This is a genomic window from Solibacillus sp. FSL W7-1472 (assembly GCF_037969775.1).
In the GTDB taxonomy this organism is placed as follows: Bacteria; Bacillota; Bacilli; order Bacillales_A; family Planococcaceae; genus Solibacillus; species Solibacillus silvestris.
Genome location: NZ_CP150208.1, coordinates 1227852 through 1253085 on the forward strand (window position 1 = coordinate 1227852; position 25234 = coordinate 1253085).

Annotated in this window: 24 protein-coding genes and 1 pseudogene; 17 read left to right on the forward strand and 8 right to left on the reverse strand. The window is 37.7% G+C overall.

All coding sequences use genetic code 11. From position 1 onward, the window contains the following. Window positions 1–111 precede the first annotated feature (111 nt). Window positions 112–690, reverse strand: a complete 579-nt coding sequence (gene gfa / locus MKY07_RS05900; protein WP_014824367.1) for an S-(hydroxymethyl)glutathione synthase — start codon at window positions 688–690, stop codon at window positions 112–114. Between the two features lie 124 nt (window positions 691–814). Here gfa and MKY07_RS05905 point away from each other — a divergent pair, with 124 nt between their 5' ends. The 9 genes and pseudogenes from MKY07_RS05905 (at window position 815) to MKY07_RS05945 (ending at window position 10806) form a co-directional block, all read left to right on the forward strand. Further along, complete coding sequence (locus tag MKY07_RS05905; protein WP_014824366.1) at window positions 815–1177, forward strand: helix-turn-helix domain-containing protein; 363 nt, start codon at window positions 815–817, stop codon at window positions 1175–1177. Window positions 1178–1970: 793 nt separating this feature from the next. Continuing rightward, window positions 1971–3452 (forward strand): spore germination protein, encoded by a 1482-nt coding sequence (locus MKY07_RS05910; RefSeq protein ID WP_014824365.1) that lies wholly within the window; start codon window positions 1971–1973, stop codon window positions 3450–3452. 4 nt (window positions 3453–3456) lie between these two features. Then, complete coding sequence (locus MKY07_RS05915) at window positions 3457–4569, forward strand: GerAB/ArcD/ProY family transporter (RefSeq protein ID WP_065216989.1); 1113 nt, start codon at window positions 3457–3459, stop codon at window positions 4567–4569. A 5-nt stretch (window positions 4570–4574) separates the two neighbouring features. Next, entirely contained in the window at window positions 4575–5663 is a 1089-nt protein-coding gene (locus MKY07_RS05920; protein WP_014824363.1) for a Ger(x)C family spore germination protein, read from the forward strand. A 422-nt stretch (window positions 5664–6085) separates the two neighbouring features. Next, on the forward strand, window positions 6086–6646 hold the full coding sequence (locus tag MKY07_RS05925) for a helix-turn-helix domain-containing protein (RefSeq protein ID WP_339262563.1): 561 nt from the start codon (window positions 6086–6088) through the stop codon (window positions 6644–6646). Then, window positions 6607–7473 (forward strand): annotated as a pseudogene (locus tag MKY07_RS05930) (IS3 family transposase); the annotation flags it as partial. The gene MKY07_RS05925 and the pseudogene MKY07_RS05930, both read left to right, overlap by 40 nt. A gap of 619 nt (window positions 7474–8092) precedes the next feature. Next, complete coding sequence (locus MKY07_RS05935; protein ID WP_041865902.1) at window positions 8093–8416, forward strand: metalloregulator ArsR/SmtB family transcription factor; 324 nt, start codon at window positions 8093–8095, stop codon at window positions 8414–8416. A gap of 19 nt (window positions 8417–8435) precedes the next feature. Next, a complete protein-coding gene (locus tag MKY07_RS05940) occupies window positions 8436–9401 on the forward strand; it encodes a TIGR03571 family LLM class oxidoreductase (protein ID WP_014824361.1) in 966 nt (321 codons plus the stop codon). Between the two features lie 379 nt (window positions 9402–9780). Then, window positions 9781–10806: an LLM class flavin-dependent oxidoreductase gene (locus MKY07_RS05945; protein ID WP_014824360.1), complete on the forward strand. Its 1026-nt coding sequence runs from the start codon at window positions 9781–9783 to the stop codon at window positions 10804–10806. A gap of 969 nt (window positions 10807–11775) precedes the next feature. On the opposite strand, the gene MKY07_RS05950 is transcribed toward MKY07_RS05945, so the two are convergent. Together MKY07_RS05950 and MKY07_RS05955 are read right to left on the reverse strand one after the other, a co-directional pair. Next, on the reverse strand, window positions 11776–12105 hold the full coding sequence (locus tag MKY07_RS05950) for a hypothetical protein (RefSeq protein WP_197494740.1): 330 nt from the start codon (window positions 12103–12105) through the stop codon (window positions 11776–11778). 624 nt (window positions 12106–12729) lie between these two features. After that, a complete protein-coding gene (locus tag MKY07_RS05955) occupies window positions 12730–13683 on the reverse strand; it encodes an alpha/beta hydrolase (protein WP_008408063.1) in 954 nt (317 codons plus the stop codon). A gap of 172 nt (window positions 13684–13855) precedes the next feature. Between MKY07_RS05955 and MKY07_RS05960 the strand changes: the two genes are divergently transcribed. Both MKY07_RS05960 and MKY07_RS05965 read left to right on the forward strand, forming a co-directional pair. Further along, the gene (locus MKY07_RS05960; protein ID WP_014824358.1) at window positions 13856–15034 is read left to right on the forward strand and encodes an acetyl-CoA C-acetyltransferase; all 1179 of its coding nucleotides are present in this window, start codon (window positions 13856–13858) and stop codon (window positions 15032–15034) included. Window positions 15035–15055: 21 nt separating this feature from the next. Beyond that, window positions 15056–15310, forward strand: a complete 255-nt coding sequence (locus tag MKY07_RS05965; RefSeq protein WP_014824357.1) for a YqkE family protein — start codon at window positions 15056–15058, stop codon at window positions 15308–15310. 357 nt (window positions 15311–15667) lie between these two features. On the opposite strand, the gene MKY07_RS05970 is transcribed toward MKY07_RS05965, so the two are convergent. Continuing rightward, entirely contained in the window at window positions 15668–16147 is a 480-nt protein-coding gene (locus tag MKY07_RS05970; RefSeq protein WP_065216987.1) for a VanZ family protein, read from the reverse strand. Next, window positions 16144–17034: an aldo/keto reductase gene (locus MKY07_RS05975; protein ID WP_014824355.1), complete on the reverse strand. Its 891-nt coding sequence runs from the start codon at window positions 17032–17034 to the stop codon at window positions 16144–16146. The genes MKY07_RS05970 and MKY07_RS05975 overlap by 4 nt, the downstream gene beginning before the upstream one ends. An 88-nt stretch (window positions 17035–17122) precedes the next feature. On the opposite strand from MKY07_RS05975, the gene MKY07_RS05980 reads away from it, so the two are divergent. The 3 genes from MKY07_RS05980 (at window position 17123) to MKY07_RS05990 (ending at window position 18776) form a co-directional block, all read left to right on the forward strand. Continuing rightward, a complete protein-coding gene (locus MKY07_RS05980; protein WP_014824354.1) occupies window positions 17123–17668 on the forward strand; it encodes an NUDIX hydrolase in 546 nt (181 codons plus the stop codon). Between the two features lie 66 nt (window positions 17669–17734). Continuing rightward, window positions 17735–18244 (forward strand): hypothetical protein, encoded by a 510-nt coding sequence (locus MKY07_RS05985; protein WP_008408069.1) that lies wholly within the window; start codon window positions 17735–17737, stop codon window positions 18242–18244. Between the two features lie 64 nt (window positions 18245–18308). Then, on the forward strand, window positions 18309–18776 hold the full coding sequence (locus tag MKY07_RS05990) for a Fur family transcriptional regulator (protein ID WP_008408071.1): 468 nt from the start codon (window positions 18309–18311) through the stop codon (window positions 18774–18776). A 452-nt stretch (window positions 18777–19228) separates the two neighbouring features. Here MKY07_RS05990 and MKY07_RS05995 read toward each other — a convergent pair whose 3' ends face one another. The 3 genes from MKY07_RS05995 to MKY07_RS06005 form a co-directional block, all read right to left on the reverse strand. Then, window positions 19229–19573: a general stress protein gene (locus MKY07_RS05995; RefSeq protein WP_008408074.1), complete on the reverse strand. Its 345-nt coding sequence runs from the start codon at window positions 19571–19573 to the stop codon at window positions 19229–19231. 136 nt (window positions 19574–19709) lie between these two features. After that, window positions 19710–21026 (reverse strand): hemolysin family protein, encoded by a 1317-nt coding sequence (locus tag MKY07_RS06000; protein ID WP_339264075.1) that lies wholly within the window; start codon window positions 21024–21026, stop codon window positions 19710–19712. 36 nt (window positions 21027–21062) lie between these two features. Further along, entirely contained in the window at window positions 21063–21458 is a 396-nt protein-coding gene (locus MKY07_RS06005; protein ID WP_306460343.1) for a MerR family transcriptional regulator, read from the reverse strand. A 190-nt stretch (window positions 21459–21648) separates the two neighbouring features. Between MKY07_RS06005 and xerD the strand changes: the two genes are divergently transcribed. The 3 genes from xerD to MKY07_RS06020 all read left to right on the forward strand — a co-directional run bounded on the left by xerD (window position 21649) and on the right by MKY07_RS06020 (window position 25190). Then, a complete protein-coding gene (gene xerD / locus MKY07_RS06010; protein WP_014824352.1) occupies window positions 21649–22551 on the forward strand; it encodes a site-specific tyrosine recombinase XerD in 903 nt (300 codons plus the stop codon). Window positions 22552–22692: 141 nt separating this feature from the next. Beyond that, entirely contained in the window at window positions 22693–23871 is a 1179-nt protein-coding gene (gene deoB / locus MKY07_RS06015) for a phosphopentomutase (RefSeq protein WP_014824351.1), read from the forward strand. Between the two features lie 14 nt (window positions 23872–23885). Then, window positions 23886–25190: a pyrimidine-nucleoside phosphorylase gene (locus MKY07_RS06020; RefSeq protein ID WP_339264077.1), complete on the forward strand. Its 1305-nt coding sequence runs from the start codon at window positions 23886–23888 to the stop codon at window positions 25188–25190. Window positions 25191–25234 lie beyond the last annotated feature (44 nt).

Here is a 25234-nt window from a genome sequence, read left to right on the forward strand (position 1 = left end):
CGAACACCATTTAGAAAGATGGGGCAATTTATATCTATAAAATGGGGTGAAAAATACCTCATTCAGAAATATTCATTTTCTGAATGAGGTACTTCTAATATTTACTATGGTCTAATCTCTGTATGTCCCTTTTAATTTAGCTGTTTGGATTGAAAGCACATCCATTAACTCAGGTGACAAAGAATCATAGGTAGGTAAACCTATATTGTGTAAAGCATTTCTAACATCATTCATTTTTGAAGCTGGTGTTCCTGTCTCAATTACAGAAGAAACAAATGCTGCAAATTGAGGCACCGACCAGCCATTTTCATTAGATAATTCTGTGTGTACAAAATCTAATCCATAAAATGCATGGTCTTCATTTTCAATTCTTCCAAATAAATGGGTACCGCAATCTTTACAAGCATGGCGTTGAATTACTGCTGATTCATCAATCACTTTTAATTTATCCTCATTGCTTAGTACCTTAACATTATCTTTACCTACAACGGCAACAAGTGAGAAAATAGCTCCCTCTGGTTTCCAGCATTTAGAACAACCACATGCATGGTTATGCATTGTTTGGGCTGTCACCGCTACTTCTACAGGGTTATTTTCACATAAGCATTTTAATGTTCCACCAGAAAAATTTGAGTCTTCTTGATAGTGATATTCGTTATCTAATCTTGGATGAAGTGAAACTTTTGTCATAAAATAATATACCTTCTTTCTGTTTTTAATTGTTTACACCACTAAGATTACTCTCTATAATAAATATTACAATACTGACGTATTTGTCATTATAAACTTTTTTACAGAAGGGACCACAAATTTTATGGTTATTCATTATAAAGATAAGGAATTTTTCACTGGGAAAGATTTAGCTCTATCCGTAATAGGAGGTCGGTGGAAAATATCTATTATATGGTGTTTGTTGAATCAATCCCCATTGAGATTAAGTGAAATACAAAAAAAGCTTCCTGATGTGAATCAACGCATGTTAATTAGACAATTAAGAGAATTAGAAGACGATAAAATAATTACCAGATGTATTTATCCAGTAGTCCCTCCAAAGGTTGATTATAAACTTAGTGAAATTGGACATCGTTTAGAACACGTAGTAACTGCCATATGTGATTGGGGAGATAGTTTTAGTGAGTTTGTAGACAACACAACTGATAAGGAACCGGAGGAATGAAGCTAATGGTAATCTAAATCAGTTCTAATATGAGATATTTTGGACATATAAGAACAAGCATTTTAAATGCTAAATTTTGTACCTTTTGTTATCAATGTATCGAAACATATAAATGAGCGAAACCACAAAATGCTGTTATATAGCATTTTGTGGTTTTTGAATTAAAAAATATTCTCTAGTATATCGGTTCATTCTGAATGCATGTTAAAATGTGGTCTTTAAATAAAGATTGATAATTTATAATTAAGTTCGATCATTTATAAAAAAGTTTGATAAAAAACCTGTATGGAATGCAGTTTTCAACAATCGGGCCATATTATTGAATAACATTCATAATATGTAATATTCCGCGTTTCACAAGGTATAAACCGTCACAGCGGCAGTAGTGTACCGCCATCCATATAAGACATATAAGGAAGACCATTGTTGAGGCAACAGTTCTCCCTGTTTTCTCACTTGATATAAACAATATGTAATATATTTCCGAAAAATCGTTATTCAACTTAAATTGTTTTAAATCCTGCTATATCTTTGTTATTCATATCAATTTTAACTCCAGGGCTAGTAGATTCATGTTTTGGACAAAAAAGAGCATCCAAAGCTACAGTTAGCTTTTGACACTTCCTTATTATAACAATCTATTAAGATGAAGAAGGCCTAATCTATTATGAATTGCCTTTGTTCCTCTAAGGTCTTATGCTCCTCTACGTATTATGTATATTTTAAAATTAAATGGCTAATAATGTGTATAAATATGGAATATTTAAGTGCGACTAGAGATTAGAGGGGTAGGATGTACGTGTTTTGGAAAAAAAAACAAATTGAAAGTAAGCTTGTTGCTCAATCAATAACTGAATCAGAATTATCGATAGAAGCTCTGAAAAAAAGCCTCGTTCAAATGGATGATGCAGAATTTGTGGAATTTGACATTTCCGATATTCGAAAAATTCATCTTGTTTATATACGAACTCTCATTGATCAAGAAAAATTAAATGAAAGCATTATAAAACCTTTAACTAATTGTTCCAAACCGTCTATTCAAGATTGCATTGTGAATTCCTCAATTATTCACATTCCTATTTTTATAGAGGCAATAAAACAGTTGTTTTCAGGGTCCATTTTGTTATTTGATTCTTCGCAAAACCTTTGGTTAGCTGTGCCATTAAAAAATCCTCTTGGACGTGCCATTGAAACTTCCGAAACTGAAACCATCCTGTTCGGAGCAAAGGACAGCTTTAGTGAACAAGTGGAACAAAATATTACGCTTATTCGAAGACGACTCCCCATACATGAACTGAAAGCAGAGAAGTTTATTGTCGGTTCTATGAGTGAGACAAGTGTTGTTTTAATGTACATAGAGGGGCTGACTAATCCAGATTTTGTTTCAACAGTCAAAGAGAAGATTTCTGAAATTAATTTTGATCTCTTCTTTGACTCCTCTCAAGTTGCGGCATTCATGGAGGAACATCAAAACAGTATTTTTCCTCAGTTTCAGCAAACTGACCGGCCTGATGTAGTTGCTTATTCTCTGGGATTAGGAAAAATCACCCTTCTGGTAGATAATACACCATTTGCTCTTGTTGCACCCATTACTTTTTTCCATTTGTTCCAATCACCCGAGGACTATATTAATCGATGGGTAGTTGCCAGTTTTTTGCGCATCATCCGATATGTCAGTTTTGTTCTGTCAATCACATTGATTCCTTTCTATGTGGCATTGACAACTCATCACTATCAAATGATTCCTTTACAAACCCTTCTGGTCTTGGTCGACTCAAGGAGCAAGCTTCCTTTCACTCCTTTTTGGGAAGCATTTATCATGTTAATTTTTATTGAAATCATAAGAGAAGCAAGTTTAAGGATGCCTACAAAAACAGGTCAAACACTTGGGGTTATTGGTGGTATTGTAGTTGGTCAAGCGGCTGTTGAGGCTGGATTCGCTAGCAACGTATTAATTGTCATGGTTGGGATCTCGACGATAGCTTCCTTTCTTATTCCCAATTACCTTATGACAAAAGCAAATTCATTAATGCAATTGATGCTTCTTGTTTTTTCTTCTTTATTTGGGTTAATTGGGATTGCACTAGGAATTATTGCTATTTTAGCCCATCTTAATAGCTTGTCATCAATCAAGCAACCCTATTTTTCACCAGTTTCCCCTTTCTTTAGAAAGGATTGGATTGACTTATTCATTCGAGGACCATTAGTCAAAATGTTGGAACGTCCAGAGCATCTTAAACCTCTAAAACTGAAGAGATATAAAACTAGGAGATGACTTGATGGAAACCCACCAATTATTTGAAAAGAATGTAACCTATAATGGGCTCTATGCCATGTTGTTGGTAAATCGCCTCCAAATGCTATACTTTTTTCTTATTATGCCAAATATCTTGATCAATCCATATATGATTTGGGTGCTTATAGCTGTCGGGATATTATCCCAACTAAACCTTCTTCTTTTATCTAAGTGGCTTTCATCCCGATTATCTAGCAATGGATATAATGGATTTGTCCAATTGTTTGGAAAAAAACTGGTACGGTTTCTCTCTTTCATCGGATTGTTCTTTATTCTACTTAAACTTTCCGTCATAACCTTAGGATTCAGCGAAATTGTTCAAACATTTATGCTTCCATCAACAGATACAAATTTTCTTGTCTTTTTTATTTTGTTGTTCTGTTTTTATGTCGCAGCTAAGGGCATTGAACATACCATTCGTTTTGTGTTAATTTCTTTTTTCAGTACATTTTGGATGATTACATTTTTCGTTTTTTTCTTCTTTCCTCCAATAGCTCAACTCAGTGATTTGTATCCACTTATTCCAATGGAGTGGAAAGTAGAAAATTGGAAGGCTTTTTTTTTAATTTTGTCTTCCTATTCTGGTCCGGAATTTCTGGTATTTTTGGGACCATGGCTTAAAACAAACAATAAAACCTTTCGCTATTTGTCATACGGTAACGCTCTCACCGTTGTAGAGTATGTATTCCTATTTATAGCATCCCTACTTTATTTCGGTTCTAATTATTTAAGTAAAAGTCAATATCCAATTATTAATATGGCCCGTTATTTTCAAAACCCAGTGTTTGAACGAATTGATATGATCATGCTTTCCTTTGAATTATTTAACTTAGTTTTTGCGGTTTCTCTATTTCTACTATTGTTTTATGGAGCATCTAAAATAGCTTTTGGTAAAATGAGCAAGCCGTCCAGTGGAAAAGGTTTATTATTCAGTGTATTCCTTATTTTTATCGGCATGGTTCTTTTGAATGAATTATTTTGGAAACCCTGGGAGAAGCAGAACTTTTTACTTAATCTTCAAATTATAGCTGGAAGCCTAAGCTATTTTCTTGTTCCACTTGTTATTGTTTTAGTAATGAAAAAAAAGGGGGGTTAAAAAACATGTGTCTATATAAAAAGATATTTAAAAGATCGACACTCCTTTTTATGACAATTTGGTTAGCTGGCTGTGCCCCTTTTACCGAAAATAACCTTATTGAAGAGATTTCTCCCATTACTTTTTTGTCAATTAGTAAGGGGGATAATGGGAAATTAAAAGTTAGTACAATTTTGCCTTCTCTAAGTAAAAAAAATAAGAATGTTATGTCGCAAGAAGTCAGCTTATTAAAGGAGGGAGTACAGAAGTACAACTTAAACTTCTACCAGGAAGTTAAATCCGGACAAATGCGGATGCTGTTAATTAGTGATGAACTTGCAAAAGAGGGGATTATGTCCATTATAAATGTAATATTGACTGATCCGGATATTCCTTTGAGAATTTATTTAGTTATCGTAAAAGGAAATTTCGAAAAATACTTAGAAAGTCAATTGGACAAAGATGAAAACTTTGATTACTCGTTTTATCGAATGCTGAAGCATTATGAGGAAAAAAGTCAAGGAGAATTAACTGTCATTAATCTTCATCAATTTAAGCATTTGCTCTATTCTCCTTATTCAGATCCTTTCTTGCCTGTATTCAAAATACAAGAGGATGGGGTCAACTATGAAGGTACAGCCTTGTTTCAAGATGACAAGCTAGTTGAAACTATTTCATCTTTTGATGATCGTATCTTCCAGTTGATAAACAACAATCACTACTTAGACATTTTACCGATTTCAGAATTTGAAGTTGTACTGGGTCATGTTAGATCTAAAATAATAGTAGATATCGATAGCAGCTACTCTACAATGACCTATACCTTGAATATAGACACTAGGATTGAGGAATACCGGGGAGAGAAACAATTATTTGACCCAAAGGAGTTAGAAAATATGAAAGAAGATATCGAAACCCATCTTGAAAAACAAACACATGAACTATTTAAAAACATGCAAGAATTGAGAGTGGATCCATTACAGCTTGGCGTAAAAACAAAAAGACCATTCTCAAAACCAATGGAAGAAAAAAAATGGATTGAATTGTTTGAGGAGATGGACATTAAAGTAAAATACAATATAAATATTGATCCTTTGACGGATGCAAATTCATAAAGGTAAAACCTTTAATTTTTCCTATTGAATAACTTATAACGTAAACAAAATGCCCTAGAATCTAACGATTTTAGGGCATTTTATTTACAATCTATCACTTTTTGTAATTTGAATAAAGTTTTAATTTCTTGTTTTGAATACTTAAATAACTGGTCGTATGTGAAAAAGCTCGCATAATTTACCAAGTTATTAATAATGTATATCGGAAAGTCCTCGCTAAGCAGTTAAATTGATATTTGAGATGTTAGAAGACACTGTCATTATTCTCGATAAGTATAAACCGAGGAAAAATAATTTCCAATAACTAACTTGAGTAAGGACGATACAAAATTTGTGTATATCTTTTATTTAAGCAATCGGGCGCGATTCGGTGCTGCACCCCAAAAGTTAGAGTAAAAAACTAACCTTTGGGGTGATTTTTTATGACTAAATTTAATGAAGAATTTAAATTGATGGTGGTTCAAGAATATTTAAGTGGCTCACTAGGATATCGAGCGATCGCGAAGAAATATGCAGTCGGTGCTACACCGTTAAGGAAATGGGTACGTGCTTATAAAGAGTTTGGATGTAGTGGCCTATCTGTTAAGAAAACGAAGCAGTTTTATTCTGTTCAATTTAAATTAGATGTATTAAGCTATATGAAACGAACAGGTGCTTCCCATCAAGATACTGCGATTCATTTTAACTTGAATGATCCAACTTTAGTTGCTAGTTGGTATCATCGGTTTTTAAAAGAAGGGATAGAGGGCCTGCAAAGAAAACCAAAGGGGCGCCCATCCATGTCTAAGAAACAAAAATCAACAGTGAATAACCAAGAAAAAACAATGTCACGTGAGGAGCAGCTAGAACGCGAAAATGAACTGCTTCGTTTAGAGGTAGCTTATTTAAAAAAGTTGAAGGCTTTTCGGGAGAATCCAGATGCCTTCCTCGAAAAGCACAAGCTGCCATCGCATTCGAACTTAAACAAGAAGGATTTCGATTAAAAGATATTTTAAAACAAGTGGATATTCCTGAAGCAACGTATCATTATCATATCAAACTGATGAGGCAAAAAGATCCAGATTTAGAGTGGAAAGCCTTGATTTTAGAGACTTTTGAACAACATAAGGGGCGATATGGCTACCGCCGAATTCATGCGGAATTAAGAGTGCAAGGACACATAATTAATCATAAAAAGGTACAACGAATTATGAAAAACCTAGGGTTGAAATGTGTAAAATTCATACGTAAATCACGCTATAAATCCTACAAAGGAACAGTTGGAAAAGTCGCTAAAAACCTTTTGAATCGTAGATTCAGAACGTCATATGCCCTTCAAAAATTGGTGACTGATGTAACTGAATTTAAATGTACAGATGATGAAAAATTATATTTAAGTCCGATCATGGATTTATTTAATGGTGAAATTATTGGGTTTAGTATGTCAAAACGGCCGAGCCTAGATTTTGTGTTAAATTCACTTAGACAAGCACTACCAATTATTCAAAAGCGCGCAGAATATCGGACAACAATTCATTCCGATCAAGGCTGGCACTACCAACACAATACATGGGTGAGAACATTAAGACAGAACAGGATTTTTCAAAGTATGTCTCGTAAAGCAACATGCGCCGACAATGCGGCCATGGAGAACTTCTTTAGCTTACTAAAACAGGAAATGTATTATGGAGAACAAATCATCTCTTATGAAGCATTACAAAAGAAAATAAATGAGTATATCCATTATTATAATAATGTTCGTATTAAACAAAAACTGGCCGGCATGAGTCCGGTAAATTACCGAAAACATGCCAGCCAATTAGCAGCATAATAAAAACTCTAACTTTAAGGGGTCACTACCTTCTTCCATAAGAAGATCGCGTTTTTCTGTTATAGGGCCAGATTATTGAATAACACTTGATCGATAAGAAATATGTTCTACAAGTTTTTATGCAAATTTATGAATAAGCTCTGCTAGGATGAATGCAGCTATTTCAACTGTTTATGCTACCTGTATAAAAATTTGTATAAATAAAGTTACTCTAAAAAGAGACTAACGCTGTTACATCAAAGTTAGTCTTTTTATTTGTACTCCAAAACTTTGATTTGGGAACGTTATTATATTGTAACTCCAAGCAACTCAAGATTTATTTAAATTATAATTCATTTTAATTTTTGAAAGCAATCGATGAAAGAAATAAAGTTCCCCAAACGTCGTTTGGTAGCATTAATTATTGCCCAACCCTAAGCTGATTTGTTTAGTTCCTTTAAAACCGTTTCCTAGGCCTGTCTAAAGCATAAAATTTGATTTTGGGTATAAAGGAAATTAATATATAGAAATATCGGAAAGTATCGATATTCTTTCGTTCGATTAATTTATACGCATTCCAAGCAAAATAGATACTAATAAAATCAGAAAGAGGCGGGCAGCGTTGAATCGTGAATCAAATCTGATAAATGACGAACAGGCAGTTGAAATATTCAAGGCTCTGTCAAATCAAATAAGAGTAAATATTCTGCTAATGTTGAAAGAACCTGATAATAATTTTTCTCCGCAGGCCCATGTCATCAAAGAAAAGGGCTTTGATGGCGGGGTTTGTGTTAGTGATATTCACAGCAAAGTAGGATTATCACAGTCCACTACCTCCCAGTATTTATCTATCCTATTGCAAAGCGGACTGGTGGAAATGAAACGAATCGGACAATGGACTTATTATCGACGGAATGAGGAAACGATTAAACAGTTTGAAAAGTATATAAGCTTAAAAATATAACCTTTAAGGAGGACCAAGAGTGAGTTTTCAACATCATCATGCCTATAATAGCATGTACCAGAAAGACAAAATGACACTCGGATTTGTCCTTCCGACTGCCAGGATGTCTAAAAATCCAATTATGGAAAATCAGCTGGAGCTGGCCCGTAAAATTGAGGAATATGGCTTTGCTTCATTATGGCTCCGTGATATTACAATACAGAATTTGAATGTTGATGATAACGGCCAAATGTACGATTTATGGATTTATTTAACGTATCTTGCAGCCTATACGAAGCACATTGCGTTAGTGACAGGAAGTGTAGTTCTCCCTTTGCGCCACCCCGTCAGGGTAGCCAAGGAAGCTGCATCAATCGATCGATTATTTCCAGGTCGATTGATTATGGGAGTGGCATCAGGGGACAGGGAAAAAGATTTTACAGCTTTAGGGATATCTAAGCAAGAAAGTGGTCAACTATTTAAGGGAAATTTCGAAATTCTCGAACGTCTGTTAAAGGAGGATCAACCGACAATCCACACCCCCGCTGGACTGATCGATGGCACAGATATGAGGTTATTCCCAAAGCCTGTATCTTCGATTCCGACCATGGTGACCGGATTTAGCAATCAATCTATAAATTGGATAGCCGGGAATGGTGATGGGTGGCTTCAATACCCAAGAAGCATTATTCAACAGGCACAGCTTATCCAGGATTATCGTGCTTTAACTGAAGTTCATGCTCCGGGAGAGTTTAAACCCTTCTCTCAAAGCTTGTTTATCAATTTATTGGAAAATCCCGATGAAATGCCAGTCTCCATACCCTTAGGCTATTCCGTGGGAAGAAACCGTTTAATTGATCTGCTTCATCAATTTCACGAGATTGGTGTCAACCATTTGGCGTTTGTTCTTTATTTTTCCAAGCGCCCTCCAGAGGAAGTAATCCAGGAACTTGGAGAATTTGTTTTACCCCACTTTCCAACCCATAAAGGTGCTGGCCAGCTTTAATTAAATTGTATAAAAGGAGGATGAATGATGACAAAGAAAATAGAACTTTCAGTACTAGATTCCTCCCCCTATTGTCGGGGGGATCAGCCGAACTTTCCCTTTAAAACACGCTTAATCTAGCAAAGAAAACAGAGCAGTGGGGATATAAACGGTTTTGGCTTGCTGAACATCATAATTGGGCAGGAATGGCGAGCTCAATTTTTGCTCAAGCTGCATTAAATTAAACAGTGTCTAGTCTAATAAAGGATGTATTTTCTGCAGATATTAAATCAGTTAAATCAATGTGATTTAGATTTAGGCAATAAAAGAAGACAAAGAATACAACCTGTAAATTCATTTATAGGATTGAAACGAAATTTTAAAGGAAGAAGATGAGCATATGCCTGAAAATGATACAAAACAAATTACGGAAATTCCATTCTCGGTCCTGGATCTGTCTCCAATTACAGATGGAAGTACGCCGGCAGACTCTTTTCGCAATACTTTGGAGCTAGCCCAGCTCGCTGAAAAGCTGGGGTATAACCGATATTGGCTCGCTGAGCATCATAATATGCCGTTTATTGCCAGCTCTGCAACATCGGTAGTCATTTCCCATGTTGCAGCAGGTACATCAAAAATCCGGGTAGGTTCAGGCGGTATTATGCTGCCGAATCATGCACCTCTTGTTATTGCTGAGCAATTTGGGACTCTGGAAACATTATTTCCAGGACGTATTGATCTTGGCTTGGGCCGTGCACCAGGCACTGATCAGCTTACTGCACGTGCATTAAGACGGGACTTGAGAAGTTCAGGAGAAGATTTCCCTGAGCAGCTGGCTGAGCTCCGGAATTACTTTGCCCCTTCCCTGGCACAAGGACATAATCATGTTAAAGCAATTCCGGGTGAGGGATTGAACATACCTATTTGGCTGTTAGGTTCGAGCGGATACAGTGCCCAGCTGGCGGGAGAGCTTGGACTGCCGTTTGCATTTGCGAGCCATTTCTCGCCGCATAACACACTGCCGGCTATCCAGCTGTACCGCCGTTCGTTTAAGCCTTCTAAAATTCTGGATAAGCCGCATGCAATGGTAGGACTAAACATCATTGCGGCCGATACAGATCAGGAAGCTGAGCGGCTCGCTACAACTTTGCAACAGCAGTTCTTGAATTTGATGCGCGGGAAGGAAGTCCCATTGCAGCCGCCAGTGGATAATATTAATAGTTTAGCGAGAGACTATGAAATAGCTGCCCTTGAGAATCAATTAGGAACTTCGATTGTCGGCAGTCCTTTAACCGTAAAAGAAAAGCTGGAAAAATTTCTGGATGAAAGTCAAGCCGATGAAATCATGGCAATCGCCCAGGTTTACGATCATAAGGCACGCCTCCATTCCTATGAAATATTGGCAGAAATTACTCAGCTAAAATAGGTCAAAACTGGCCGATCCTTATGGCAAGCTTTTAAGGTATTCTGTAATTTTTTTGTATAGAATATAAAAAAGTTCTTGTCAAAGAAATTTTGTAGTCTATGTAAACCATTTGCAAAACCCTTTAACAAACTTGATGTAAACAAAAGGAGAAAAAAAGATGAATCCAAAATGATCAAAGAGAACTGGCTATTTCTGATAAAATGTGGGAGTACTATACTGGCATCCCTGGCTGGCTTCCTATTATATATGGAGTTTACTTTTCTAATCCCATCTCTGCTTCCTTGAATTGTTCTACAAAAAATGGGAATCGTGATGATAATTGTCCTTGCTCAGCAAGTATAAAAATATAGTTTATACTAAAAAAGGCGGAACATTTTAAAGGGAAACCATCTTAGTGGTTTCCCTTCTTTATTGAGTATTAGAGTAAAATCTGATGCCACCCTTATGCAACAATTGGGCGCTTTTCTTGAATGAACTGCACCCCAAATGTTAGACACAAATCTATCATTTGGAGGTGCTTTTTATATGACAAGGATTACTTTTGAACAAAAACTGGATACGATTTATCGTGTTGAAAAAGGTGATGAAGGTATTACTTCAATTGCTAAATCACTTAATTTTACTAATACTGAATTGATACATTTCTGGATTGGAAAATATCATCTTCATGGACCAGAATCCTTAAAAAAGAGCTATACACGTTATTCTGTTGAAGATAAACTATATATACTCAATTATATGAACGAGAATAGGTTGTCTGATATAGAGACTGCAGTTCATTTTAATTTACCTACTCCAGGTACAATAAGAAAGTGGCGAATTAGTCTTCAAAACGTAAGTGTAGATACCCTAGTTCTTAAGGAAAAGGGGCATAAAAAGTTACTATACGGATACTGTTTTAACCGTATCATAGATTTGTATAATGATTTTAATGCTGATAAAAATCGACTGATTGTGTTAGGACTCTTGTTAGTTAAATTTACAAAACGAAAGGTGTCTTGTGTCTTTATCACGAATCTTACACTTCATTTCATGCATCAAATAATCTTCAACCACAACACGTATTTTCTCTTCTGAATCATTCCATTGCACTCTGTTTCCTTGATAGTTACTTTCTTTCTCCAACCATTTAAAAAACGGAAGGAAACAATTCAAATATGATATTGCAGAGCTTTTATCAATTCTCCCTAAACAATCATGATAATAATCCGTCAAAGGAATAAATGGCTGGTTATCTTTAAAGACAAGTAACTGATATTTACTCTCAATATGCTTCGGACAATACTCAAACCAATACAATTATTCTCCCCCCTTATATAAGAATGTATGTTCCTACATTAATATCTTTCTTAGTCATTGTAAAGTGTTTAACCTTTTAACAAATGTACATGAAAAAGTTAATAAAAATAAAAAGCACATTACTAAAATTGCTATAATAATGTGCATTTTTATTTAATGTGTAACATTTTAAAAGAAACACTACTGAATAAGATTTAATGTACCATTACTTGTACTTAATCTTACAGAGTATGGGGGCTTTTTTGTTTGGGCGGGGGATGAATAAGGGGAATTAGTTCCCGTCCCTCAACTAAGTGAGGTTGGGACAGAAGTAGAAATTTCATTAAATAAGGAGAAAATCCTTATTAAGAAACGGATACTTTATAAAATTGATTGGAATGGAGGGCGAGTGTTCGTGCTGACGGTTTCACCTTTCGCACTGTGAAAACATTAGCTGACGGCTACGCCTTTCGCTACAAGCAAGCTTCCTGCGGGAATAGCACGACGCCTGAGACTACAGGCTCAGGCCGTGCCCGCGGAAAGCGTCCCGGAATGGAAATCAATTTTTAAGCATAGCAAAAACTTGCCACTTTTCTATTGGAGAAAAGTGGCAAGTTTGAATTATGTCCCAAATTCTTATTACCTTTATAGTAAAGAATCCGTTATATTGCGGTATGCCGGTACATAGTCGTGCAAGAACTTGGCAACCGTTTGCTCATAATCACCTGGGTTATCATTGAATGATTTCGCATGCTCTCCTTTTTCAAACAGTTTCAGCATTTTAGGTTCAGGTTTTTGTTCGTACAGTTCTTCGGTCATAGAGGAAGGAATGAAATCATCCGGTGTACTGTGAATAAAGAGGACAGGTTTTTGAATGTGTTTCACTGCATCAATCGGCATCACTTCTTTAACAGAATAGCCATCGCGAATCCGCATGAAAAAGTCGGCAAAAGGGAGTGTATATTTCGAATCAATTGGTACAACACTTTCAAAAATCCGCTTTAATAGTTCTGGGAAGTTTGAAAAAGCACAGTCGGAAACATAGAAATCTGCATTATCGGCCAGTGTACCTGCATAGAGCAGGGTTGTAGCCGCACCCATTGATTCCCCGTGAATACCTAGCAGGGCGTCTTCACCGGTAATAGTTCGGATTGTCTCGACTGCTGCCTGTAAATCGTATTTTTCATAATGGCCGTAACTTGTTGTTTTCCCTTGTGATTCTCCGTGACGGCGATGATCGTACACAAATGCATTAAAACCTAGCCGTTCAAACATACGGGCATATCGCATTGAGTTGATTTTATTTTCTGTGACACCATGACAGATAATCACTGTATTTTTCGTTTCCAGAGGTTTTAAATAGATGCCGCTTATTGTATAGCCATTTGGAGAATCGATCGTTAAAATTTCTTTTGGACAGCCTTCATACCATGCTTCGTCAAAGCGTTTTGCCGCAATTTCACGTTCACGGATGAAAGCATCGTCCTTTTTCTTTATATACATAATGTGATTTGTCATCACGACACCAGTGATCGTTGTAGCAGCTGCCAGCAGCGTGGTTACAATACTGCCAGATAAAAACAGTGTACGTTTTTTCATGAAAATCACTCCTTAATTAATTTAATATTCGATGAATTATTGTGATAAATCAACTAATATGTATCTATTTACTATTGGAAACTTTTGTGTGAAAAATACGAAATATTTGATAAAATCTTTGTAAGCTCATTTGCTCACAAAGGGACCATTCACAATAAAGGGGGATATATTCATGACAGAAGTTGTAATAGTAAGTGCAGTACGTACGCCAATTGGTGCTTTTCAGGGGGCATTAAAAGATATTTCAGCTCCGACTTTAGGGAGTATCGTAATAAAAGAAGCGTTAAATCGGGTTCAATTAGATCCGACGACAGTTGATGAGGTGATTATGGGGAATGTTCTCGCAGCAGGTTTAGGTCAAAACCCGGCAAGACAGGCAAGTATTCAGGCTGGTCTTCCATACACCGTTCCAGCGATGACAATTAATAAAGTATGTGGTTCAGGCTTAAAGGCCGTTCATTTAGCAGCACAAGCAATCATTGCCGGGGATGCAGATGTTGTTGTCGCTGGAGGCTTTGAAAATATGAGTCAAGCACCATATATTATGCGAAATGCAAGAGAAGGTTTCCGCATGGGCGATCAAAAAATTGTCGATACATTAATTCAGGATGGCTTATGGTGTGCATTTAATGATTATCATATGGGGATCACTGCTGAAAACCTGTGTGATCAATATAACATTTCGCGTCAGGAACAGGATGAATTTGCAGCACGATCACAGGCTCGTGCATCTGAGGCGATTTCTGCAAATAAATTTGCTGAAGAAATTGTACCGGTAGAAATTCCTCAACGTAAAGGGGATCCGATTCTATTTACACAAGATGAATATGTGAAACATGGAACAACAGCAGAAAAATTAAGCGGATTACGACCTGCTTTCAAGAAAGAAGGTTCGGTTACTGCAGGGAACGCTTCAGGTATTAACGACGGAGCTGCAGCGGTTGTTGTTATGTCAAAGCAGCGGGCTTTTGAATTAGGCCTTACACCACTGGCTACAATCGTCGCAAATGCGAGCGCTGGGGTTGATCCTTCTGTGATGGGGATCGGACCGGTAACAGCGGTCAAAAAAGTCTTGGCGAAAGCGAATGTAACATTGGATGAAATGGATTTAATTGAAGCGAATGAAGCGTTTGCAGCACAGGCGATTGCAGTTGATCGCGAATTGGCGTTCAATCATGATAAACTAAATGTAAATGGCGGGGCAATTGCTCTTGGTCACCCAATTGGGGCAAGCGGAACACGTATTTTAGTTACTTTGTTACATGAAATGCAAAAACAAGATGCAAAATTAGGTCTTGCAACTTTATGTATTGGTGGGGGACAGGGTGTTGCAACAATTGTACAACGCTAAAATTAATTGTAGGTGAAAATAATGGCAAAAAAGAAACAGCAAAGAACGACGAATGAATTCGAGCTTCCAAAGGATAAGGCGGTAACATTGGCCGATCAGCTAGGCGGCGATGTATTGGCCAAGCTAAAGGCAGCGAAGCAGGAAATGGTGGCAGACGAAAAGGCGAAAGAGGAAGAACGTCTGGCAAAAGCAGCATTCGAACGCAAACAACGCGAAAAAAATATGAGCTTTGAAGAACTGTTAAATCAATACGGTGATAAAGGTTCAAAATTTTAACGGTTATCCGAAACGGCCCGATAGAAGCTTAATATATTTGTAAGATGTTGAGAAAGAACAAAGATTTTATTAGATAAGGAGATAATCCTTATTAAGAAACGGATATTTTATAAAATTGATTGGAATGGAGGGCGAGTGTAGCTGACGGCTACGCCTTTCGCTACAAGCAAAGCTTCCTGCGGGAATAGCGTGACGCCTGAGACTAGGAACAAAAGCTAAGAACGCCACCTCCTGTGGCAACGCTTTTGTGACCAACATCCTGTTGGCCTCACGCCCGCGGAAAGCGTCCCGGAATGGAAATCAATTTTTAAGCACAGCAAAAAGCCATTTTTCTCCCGGAGAAAAATGGCTTTTTGGTTATGTCCTACCCTCTTTTTTGAATACAATAAGAATGAGTTTTGCGCATGCTAACAATGTCAACGCGCCACATGCATCGAGGACGACATCTTCGACGAGGCCGCTGCGTCCCGTAATCGTACTTTGGCGGTATTCATCGAGACTTGCGATCAGTACGGTAGTAATAAAGGCAAGCAATGCTGCAAAGCGCCATTTCAGTTTCCGATACAAAATATAGACTGTAACCGCTAATAAACCGTAGCCGAAAAAATGCGTTGCTTTCCGAATAAGAAATTCAAGGAATTGAAAGTAGCCGCGAGTTTCGACTGATATAATTTTTCCCCAATAAGGAATTTCAAATTGACTTAACCATGCTTCAAATGGCTTGTCTTTTAAAAGGTCTTTTAACGCCGGAATAATCGTTTGCTGTTCATAGCTCATATTGGACATGACAATGACCACCATTACCCCGACAATGACGAGAGCGATCCATTTTTTCATCTATGCTCAGTGTAACGGTCGGTTTTCGTCCATTTGTCGATCTCCGAAATATTTTGCAGCAATTGCGCTTTTTCATAGGCATCCAGATTTTGTTTCAGTTGTGTAAGTGTACGCGCACCGATGACTGTTGAAGCAACCGTTGGATATTGTAAATTGAAAGCGAGGGCTGCTGCATGAACATCGCCGAATTGCTGTTCGATTTTCTGCAATACATCGTTTGCATCCGCTTCATCGTAACTCATAAAGGGCTTTAAGCGTGTGCGCCATTCATTTGTCAGCAAGCCTTTTGCAATTGATCCGCGTGTTACGACAGAAGCGCCAGTCTGTTGAATCGAATCGAAGAATTCACTTGCACGTTCATCAAAAATATTAAACTGCATCATATTGCTGATTGCATCACTGTTTTGCAGAAATGGCATGAACACATTCGGCCGGATGGAGGAAATGCCATATTCGCGAATAAGTCCTTCTTTTTTCAGGCTTTCAAATGTGTCGGTAATTTCTTCCCAGTTATCTTCAGTCGTTCCTCCATGTAGCTGGTAAAGGTCCAGGTAATCGGTCTGTAGACGCTGCAGACTGTCACGTAAAGCTTTATTAATATAATTTGCGGACGTATCCCAGCCCCATCCTTCCTTTCCTTCTTCCCAACGATTTCCGACTTTTGATGCCAGGTAAATATTGTGGCGGTGTTGTTTCAGTGCAGTGCCAACAACTTTTTCATTTTCTCCTTTATTATACAGGTCTGCGGTATCAAAATAATTAATGCCTGCATCAATTGCAGCATGAATGACCTCTTCTGCTTCTGCTGGATTTGGAGGTAATGACATACAGCCTAGACTAATTTCAGAAATATGAAGATTGCTTGTACCTAATTGTCGTTTTTTCATCTTAATTTCCTCCCTGGTTCAATATTTTAGAAAAGCTCTTACTAATGGTACAATGAATATAAGCAAGAGAACAAGTGGAGGCATGGTCATGAAAAAATTTGAAGAAAAAACAATTCAATCCCAACCCATTTATTCCGGGAAGGTTATTTCATTAAAAGTAGACGATGTATCGCTTCCGAACGGTGAAACAGGGAAGCGCGAAATTATTAATCATCCAGGTGCAGTTGCAGTAATTGCCATCACAGAAAACAATAAAATTTTACTTGTGGAGCAATACCGTAAAGCTCTTGAACGTTCCATTATAGAGATTCCTGCCGGTAAGCTGGAAAAAGGGGAGGAGCCTATTGTAACGGCTCGCCGTGAGCTGGAGGAAGAAACGGGGTATACGTCTGATCATTTCGAATTTGTTCAGGCTTTCGCAACTTCACCGGGATTTGCGGATGAAATTATTCATATTTACGTAGCCGAAAAGTTAAAAAAATTAGACATTCCGGTTGATTTGGATGAAGATGAATTTGTAGAGTTAATGGAAGTATCGCTGGAAGAAGCTGAAGCGATGGTTGCGGACGGCCGTATTTACGATGCCAAAACGGCTTTTGCGATTTTATGGTTGAAGTTAAAAATGAATATTTAAATCAATAATTGTTTACGCATAAGGACAATTTATGTGCATAAGTTGTATGGACAAGGAGGCGTCCAAATGCGTAAATATCTATATATTCAATATACTTCGATGATTGTCGTATGTTTCATTTGTGGTGTGGTATGTTATCAGTTATTCGATATTGGACAAGTGCAGCAAATTATTAAATATAGTGATCGTAGACTGCTCCAAATGGAAAAACCTGAATTGCTTTGGAGTGTAGTTCCTTTCATAGTTGCCTTAAGTATTGTATTATTCTTTTCGACACATAAATATTTGCCGCGTATCGGCCTTATTTTTATTGCGATTAAAGTAACATTTTTAGGCTTTAGCTCGGTCTATTTACTCGTACAGCATGAATCTATTAAACTCTATGCATTTTGGTGGTTTCCGTTTCAGTTAATATATTGTGTATTGTTAATTATGCTTTACCAAATAACAACTAAAACTACGAATAGACGAGCATTGAAAACGGTGATGCCATGGAAAAAGGTAATTTTCCTTATAGTGGTGATGATAATTGTTTTTGCAGTCGAATATTTAGCAATTACTTATTTATTTAAATAATCATTATCTTGTAATGAGATTTACTCATTTGGTATAATGAAAAGAGTTTAGGAGGGCGTCACATATGGAGAGCCGTATTGATCGAATTAAAAAGCAACTGCATAGTGCGAGCTATAAGCTGACGCCACAGCGAGAAGCAACAGTAGCGGTTTTATTGGAGCATGAGGAAGATCATTTAAGTGCTGAGGATGTTTACTTATTAGTAAAAGAAAAGGCACCAGAGATTGGACTAGCTACTGTATACCGTACACTGGAGCTTTTAACAGAGCTGAAAATTGTCGATAAAATTAATTTTGGTGATGGTGTATCCCGTTATGATTTACGTCAAGAGGGCGCGAAGCATTTCCATCATCATTTAGTTTGTATCGAATGTGGCGCAGTAGATGAAATTCAAGAAGATTTACTAGAAGATGTAGAAGAAATTGTGGAGAAACGTTGGAACTTTATTATCAAAGATCACCGTCTGACATTCCATGGCATCTGCTGGCGTTGTCATGACAATAATGACAACTCTGGAGACAGCGATGCATAATCTATAATCAAAAAAAGAGCAGTGTATATAGCTGTTCTTTTTTTGTGTGTAAAAATAGAATTGAAGAATTCTATGTTCACTGGCTCGTTCGTGGAATAGACAAGAGAAATCCAATTAGTTCTCAGCAGACAGTAAAAAAGAGGTTGAGACAGAAGAAGAAATTTCATTAACTAAGGAGAAAAACCTTATTAAAAAACGGATATTTTATAAAATTGTTTGGAATGAAGGGCGACTCCTGCGGGAATAGCGTGACGCCTGAGACTAGGAACAAAAGCTAAGAACGCCACGTCCTGTGGCAACGCTTTTGTGACCAACATCCTGTTGGCCTCACGCCCGCGGAAAGCGTCCCGGAATGGAAATCAATTTTTAACGCTCAGCAAAAAAATGCCATTTTTCTCTCAGAGAAAAATGGCATTTCTGGGTTAAGTCCCAACCTCTTTTAATATTTTTATTTATTTCCCAGGATGATGGGCAACAATCAGGACCTTACCGGCATCCAGATCATTCTTTGCTGATGCATGTTCACTTTCGCCTACACCAATATCAGCAAGCTGGTGATGCAGATCTTCAGGAGTACTTTGGAAGAAGTTTTTGATTGATGCCAGGAATCCTTTGTCATCTTCCGTTGTTTCAGGCGTTTTGCTTGCATCCACATTGAAAAAGTCTGCAATGTCTTCTGCACGCTTGTTGCTGTTTGCGAAAACATGAATATGATCGCGATCATAGCCCTCGGTAATAAATGATTCGATTACTGATTTTGCTTGCACACCGTTTTCTACTGATTTGATAATTGCCATATATATACACTCTCCTTTTGTATGAATACTTATTGTATTCCCGAAGCTCTTACAATTAAAACGTTACGAGATTCATACTGTCGTATTAAACTTTCAGGAGAATGTGCATACAGATGAAAATTATCTTGTATACAGGTTACTGTTCAATAAGATCATGCACTTTTTTGATCTCTAAAAATTGTAGCTGATGACCATCAATTTCATGGATCTTAAATGCATAGTTTTCAAATATAAATGTATCTTCAATATTCAGGTCAGGCATGTTTGTGAAGTACCAGCCGCCGATTGTATCTACATTTGCGTCTTCGATGTCCAGAAAGAGCAATTTAGAAATATCTTCAAGCAATACTTTCGAGTAGACTAAATAATGGTCTTCACCGATTTTCCGAATATCTGAAACTTCATCATCGTCAAACTCATCACGGATTTCACCAACAAGTTCTTCCAATATATCTTCAACGGTAATCATGCCGCTCGTACCACCGTATTCATCGAGCAAAATGGCAATGTGAATACGTTTTTTCTGCATAATCTGAAGTAAACTTTGAATAGGCGTTGTTTCAATTGTATGGATAACTGGATTGATGAAGTCTTCAAGCTTAAATGTTACCGGGTCAATCCTGTTATTCATACCAAGTGTTAAAAAATCTTTAATATTTAAAAAACCTAATATATTATCGCGGTCCCCATTGTAAACCGGGTAGCGGGTATAGCGTTCCTCTGAAACTTGTGTTAACACTTCCTCGAATGTTGCAGTTACATCGAAACCGATAATATCTGTTCGGGGAACCATAATTTCACGTGCGATTTTATCGTCGAATTCAAACACATTGTTTACATATTTTAATTCATTGACATTAATCTCGCCGGATTTGTAGCTCTCCGATAGAAGCAGGCGCAATTCCTCTTCAGTATGTGAGAGTTCATGTTCGCTCGCTGGTCGCATACCGAACAATTTTAATAATAAACGTGCAGAACCATTTAATAGCCAGATTAAAGGGAACATAAGCTTATAGAATAATTGAATAGGCTTTGCGAATGCCAGTGTAATAGCTTCTGCTCTTTGAATAGCAATCGTTTTAGGTGCAAGTTCACCTACTACTACGTGGAAGAATGTCGCTAAAAAGAATGCGCCACCTAATGTAAACCAATGAATATATTCTGTGCCAATTCCGATCGATTCGAACAGTGGGTGAAGTATAAACTCAAATGTGGATTCACCGACCATACCGATTCCTAGTGCTGTTACCGTAATACCTAATTGACAGGCCGATAAATATTCATCAAGGTGGGTTGTTACATTTTTAGCTGAAATGGAACCGGCTTTACCTTCAGCTACAAGTTGGTCAATACGGGATTGACGTACTTTTACGATCGCAAATTCCGTTGCAACGAAAAAGGCAGTAAAAGCGATTAAAACCGAGAAAATAATTAAGTTAATGATTGTGGTCAAACGAGCGTCCTACTCACGAAGTAGAACGTTCACCTCCTAGTTATTTAAAATTAATAATAGTGATTGCATGAGTGCAACACTTTCAGGCGACACTTTTTTTCGAAGCTTCTGCCGCTCTTTGTCATCTAAATGCTCCATTAATACCGTTACATCATGTTCAAGCTTACGCATTTGCAATCGAATATCCTGAATATCAATTTCTTCGGGTTCTTCTTTAGAAGGGCCAAGTAAGCTGTGAATCTCTTCAAGGCATTTGCCAAGCTTCTTCTGCTCTTCAATCCAGTGTATACGCTCAATCATCTCTTTATCATAATAGCGATAATTGGATGCCGAACGTTCAACTTTTAGAAGGCCCAAATTCGTATAATAATCAATAGTTCGTTTTGTTACACCTGTTGCTGCAGCAAGCTCTCCGATTTTTAGTTTGTCGATCCCAAATTATCACCTCTATCTGTCACGTTTTACTTTCAAGAATACCGCAAATAGTACATTTTGTAAATGGAAGCTATTACATATGAACAGTGTGTTTTGTTGAAAGAATGGATCATCGAAGGATAAAACAACACTTCAATTGTACGAAAATGGTAATATAGATGTATAGAATGCAAGAGGGGCGATTTTTATGCAAGCTTTAAAAGATTCAATAGAAGATTATCTACATTTTATTAAAGTGGAACGGCAGCTTTCTGATAATACACTACAATCCTATAAGCGTGATTTAGTCGCATATGCCCGTCACATCCATTATGAACAGCAGATTATGGAATTTGATAACGTTATGCGCGAACATATTTTGCTTTATTTGGACAGCTTACGTTCTGTAGGGAAGTCATCGAAGACGATTTCAAGACAAATTTCATCGATTCGCTCCTTTCATCAGTTTTTATTGAGGGAAAAGGTGACAAATCAAGATCCTACCGTTCATTTGGAAATGCCTAAAAAAGAACTGTCCTTACCAAAAGTATTATCAATAGAAGAGATTGATGCACTTTTGACAGCACCGTCCGTTGAAAAACCACAGGGCACGCGGGATATAGCGATTTTGGAAATGATGTATGGTTCCGGTATGCGTATAAGTGAACTGATTGACCTGAACTTGGAGGATGTTCATTTGACGATGGGCTTTGTCCGTGTGTTTGGTAAAGGCGGTAAAGAGCGGATTATTCCACTCGGTCGAAGTGCGATTCAGGCATGTATCAATTATTTGGAACAGGCGCGGCCTCAGCTTTTAGGTGATGCATTAAAAAATGATGCGTTTTTCATTACACAGAGAGGGAAAAGATTCACAAGACAAGGCTGCTGGAAGATCATTAAAGAGCATGCAGCAACAGCAGGTATTTCCAAAGAGATTACACCGCATGTTCTGCGTCATTCCTTTGCGACACATCTGATAGAAAACGGGGCAGATCTACGTGCAGTACAGGAGCTTTTAGGACACGCAGATATATCGACGACCCAGATTTATACACATGTAAGCAAAACTCGTTTATCGGAAGTATATAAACAATTCCATCCGCGTGCTTAAAAACGGCATAAACGCGTAAGACTAATGGGAAGCTTACTTTTTTCTATTAAAAATAATTCTTTCTGAAATCGGATGTCTGACCTTTACTTTATTTAGACGTTTTATGTAAAATAGAATGAAAGAAGAGGAGTTGAAAGCATTATGCAACCGTTTAAAAAAATACATGTAATTGTAATGGACTCTGTTGGTATCGGTGAAGCACCGGATGCCGATAAATTTGGCGATGCTGGCTCAAATACATTAGGACATATCGCAGAAAAAATGAATGGCTTAAATATGCCGAATATGGAGAAATTGGGTTTATCGAATATTCGTGAACTTAAAGGGATTAATAAGACTGAAGAACCGGCTGCATTTTACGGCATGATGCAAGAAGCATCTGTTGGTAAAGATACAATGACGGGTCACTGGGAGATTATGGGGCTTAACATCGATACGCCGTTTAAAGTATATCCTGAAGGCTTTCCTGAAGAACTGATTTCTAAGTTGGAAGCTGCAACTGGCCGCAAAGTGCTTTGTAATTTACCGTACAGTGGAACCGCTGTCATTGACGATTACGGTCCGGAACATATGGAAACAGGTGCAATTATTGTGTATACATCGGCAGACCCGGTTATGCAAATTGCAGCACATGAAGAAATTATTCCAGTAGAAGAACTTTATAAAATTTGTGAAATTGCACGTGAACTAACGTTGGATGCTGAATTTTTAGTAGGTCGTGTCATTGCCCGTCCATTCGTTGGCCAACCAGGCAATTTTACGCGTACATCAAACCGTCATGACTATGCATTAACGCCATTTGGACGCACAACAATGGCTGAAATGAAGGACTCGAATCTTGATGTCATTGCAATCGGTAAAATCTCGGACATCTTTAATGGTGACGGGGTAACAGAAGCGATCCGTACGAAAGACAACACGGACGGTATGGATAAGATGGCGGAAGTTGTTCGTCGTGATTTCCATGGCATTAGCTTCTTGAACCTAGTGGACTTCGATGCGAATTTTGGACACCGACGTGATCCAATTGGCTATGGTCAAGCATTGGAAGAATTTGACCGTCGTTTACCGGAAGTTCTGGATGCTTTGTCAGCAGATGATTTGCTGATTATTACGGCAGATCACGGGAACGACCCGACATTCCCTGGTACAGACCATACACGTGAATACGTACCATTAATTGTTTACTCACCGCGCTTTACAGCTGGGGCAGAATTAGAGTTACGTGAAACATTTGCGGATATTGCAGCAACAATTGCAGATAATTTTAATATTGCGGCACCGCAGTTCGGAAAAAGCTTTTTAGCAGAGCTGAAATAAGGAGGATTTTCCACATGAGAATGGTAGATATTATTGAAAAAAAACGTAACGGCGAAGAGTTGACAACTGCTGAAATTCGCTTCTTTGTAGAAGGATATACGGATGGCACGATTCCTGATTATCAGGCAAGTGCGTTATGTATGGCTATTTACTTTCAGGATATGACAGATCGCGAACGCGCGGATTTAACAATGGCAATGGTTGAGTCTGGTGATCAAATAGACCTTTCTTCAATTGCTGGTGTAAAAGTAGACAAGCATTCAACAGGCGGAGTTGGCGATACAACGACATTACCATTAACTGCAATGGTAGCAGCTGTCGGTGTTCCGGTAGCAAAAATGAGTGGTCGCGGTTTAGGTCATACAGGCGGTACGATCGATAAGCTTGAGGCAATTGAAGGTTTCCACGTTGAGTTATCAAGTGAAGAGTTTTCAAAACAGGTAAATGATATCGGAATGGCTGTTATTGGTCAATCAGGCAACTTAACACCAGCAGATAAAAAGCTTTATGCGCTACGTGACGTTACAGGAACAGTTTCAAGCATTCCGCTAATTGCCGGTTCAATCATGTCGAAGAAAATTGCTGCAGGTGCAGATGCGATTGTCCTCGATGTTAAAACTGGTGACGGCGCATTTATGAAAACAGTTGAAGATTCAATTAAATTGGCTGAAGCGATGGTGAAAATCGGAAACAGCGTTGGTCGTAAAACAATGGCGATTATTTCAGATATGAGTCAACCTTTAGGATATGCAATCGGAAATGCCCTTGAAGTTCAGGAAGCAATCGATACATTAAAAGGTAAAGGTCCAGCTGATTTAAATGAACTTTGCTATACATTAGGCTCTCAAATGGTTGTTGTTGGCGGAAAAGCAAAAACAATCGAAGAAGCTCGAAAAATGTTGGAAGAAGTTGTTGCAACCGGAGCAGCATTGGAAGTACTGAAAAAATTCATCACTGCTCAAGGTGGGGATGCTTCAGTCGTTGATGACCCATCTCGTTTACCTCAGGCTAAATTCAAATTTGATGTGCCGGCGAAACAGGCGGGCTATATTTCAAAAATTGAAGCGGATGATATCGGAACAGCTGCAATGCTTCTTGGCGCAGGTCGAGCTACGAAAGAATCTGAAATTGACTTAGCGGTAGGACTTGTCCTACATAAAAAAGTAGGCGATGAAGTCAAAGAAGGCGAATCGCTTATGACAATTCATGCTAATACAGAAAATGTCGACGCAGTATTGGAAAAGATTTATGCACATATATTCATTTCTGCAGAAAAAGTCGAAGCTCCAAAATTAATCGAAGCAATTATTACACAATAACAAAAATTTTGAGTCTTTCACAGTCCGGGATGGATTGTGGAAGA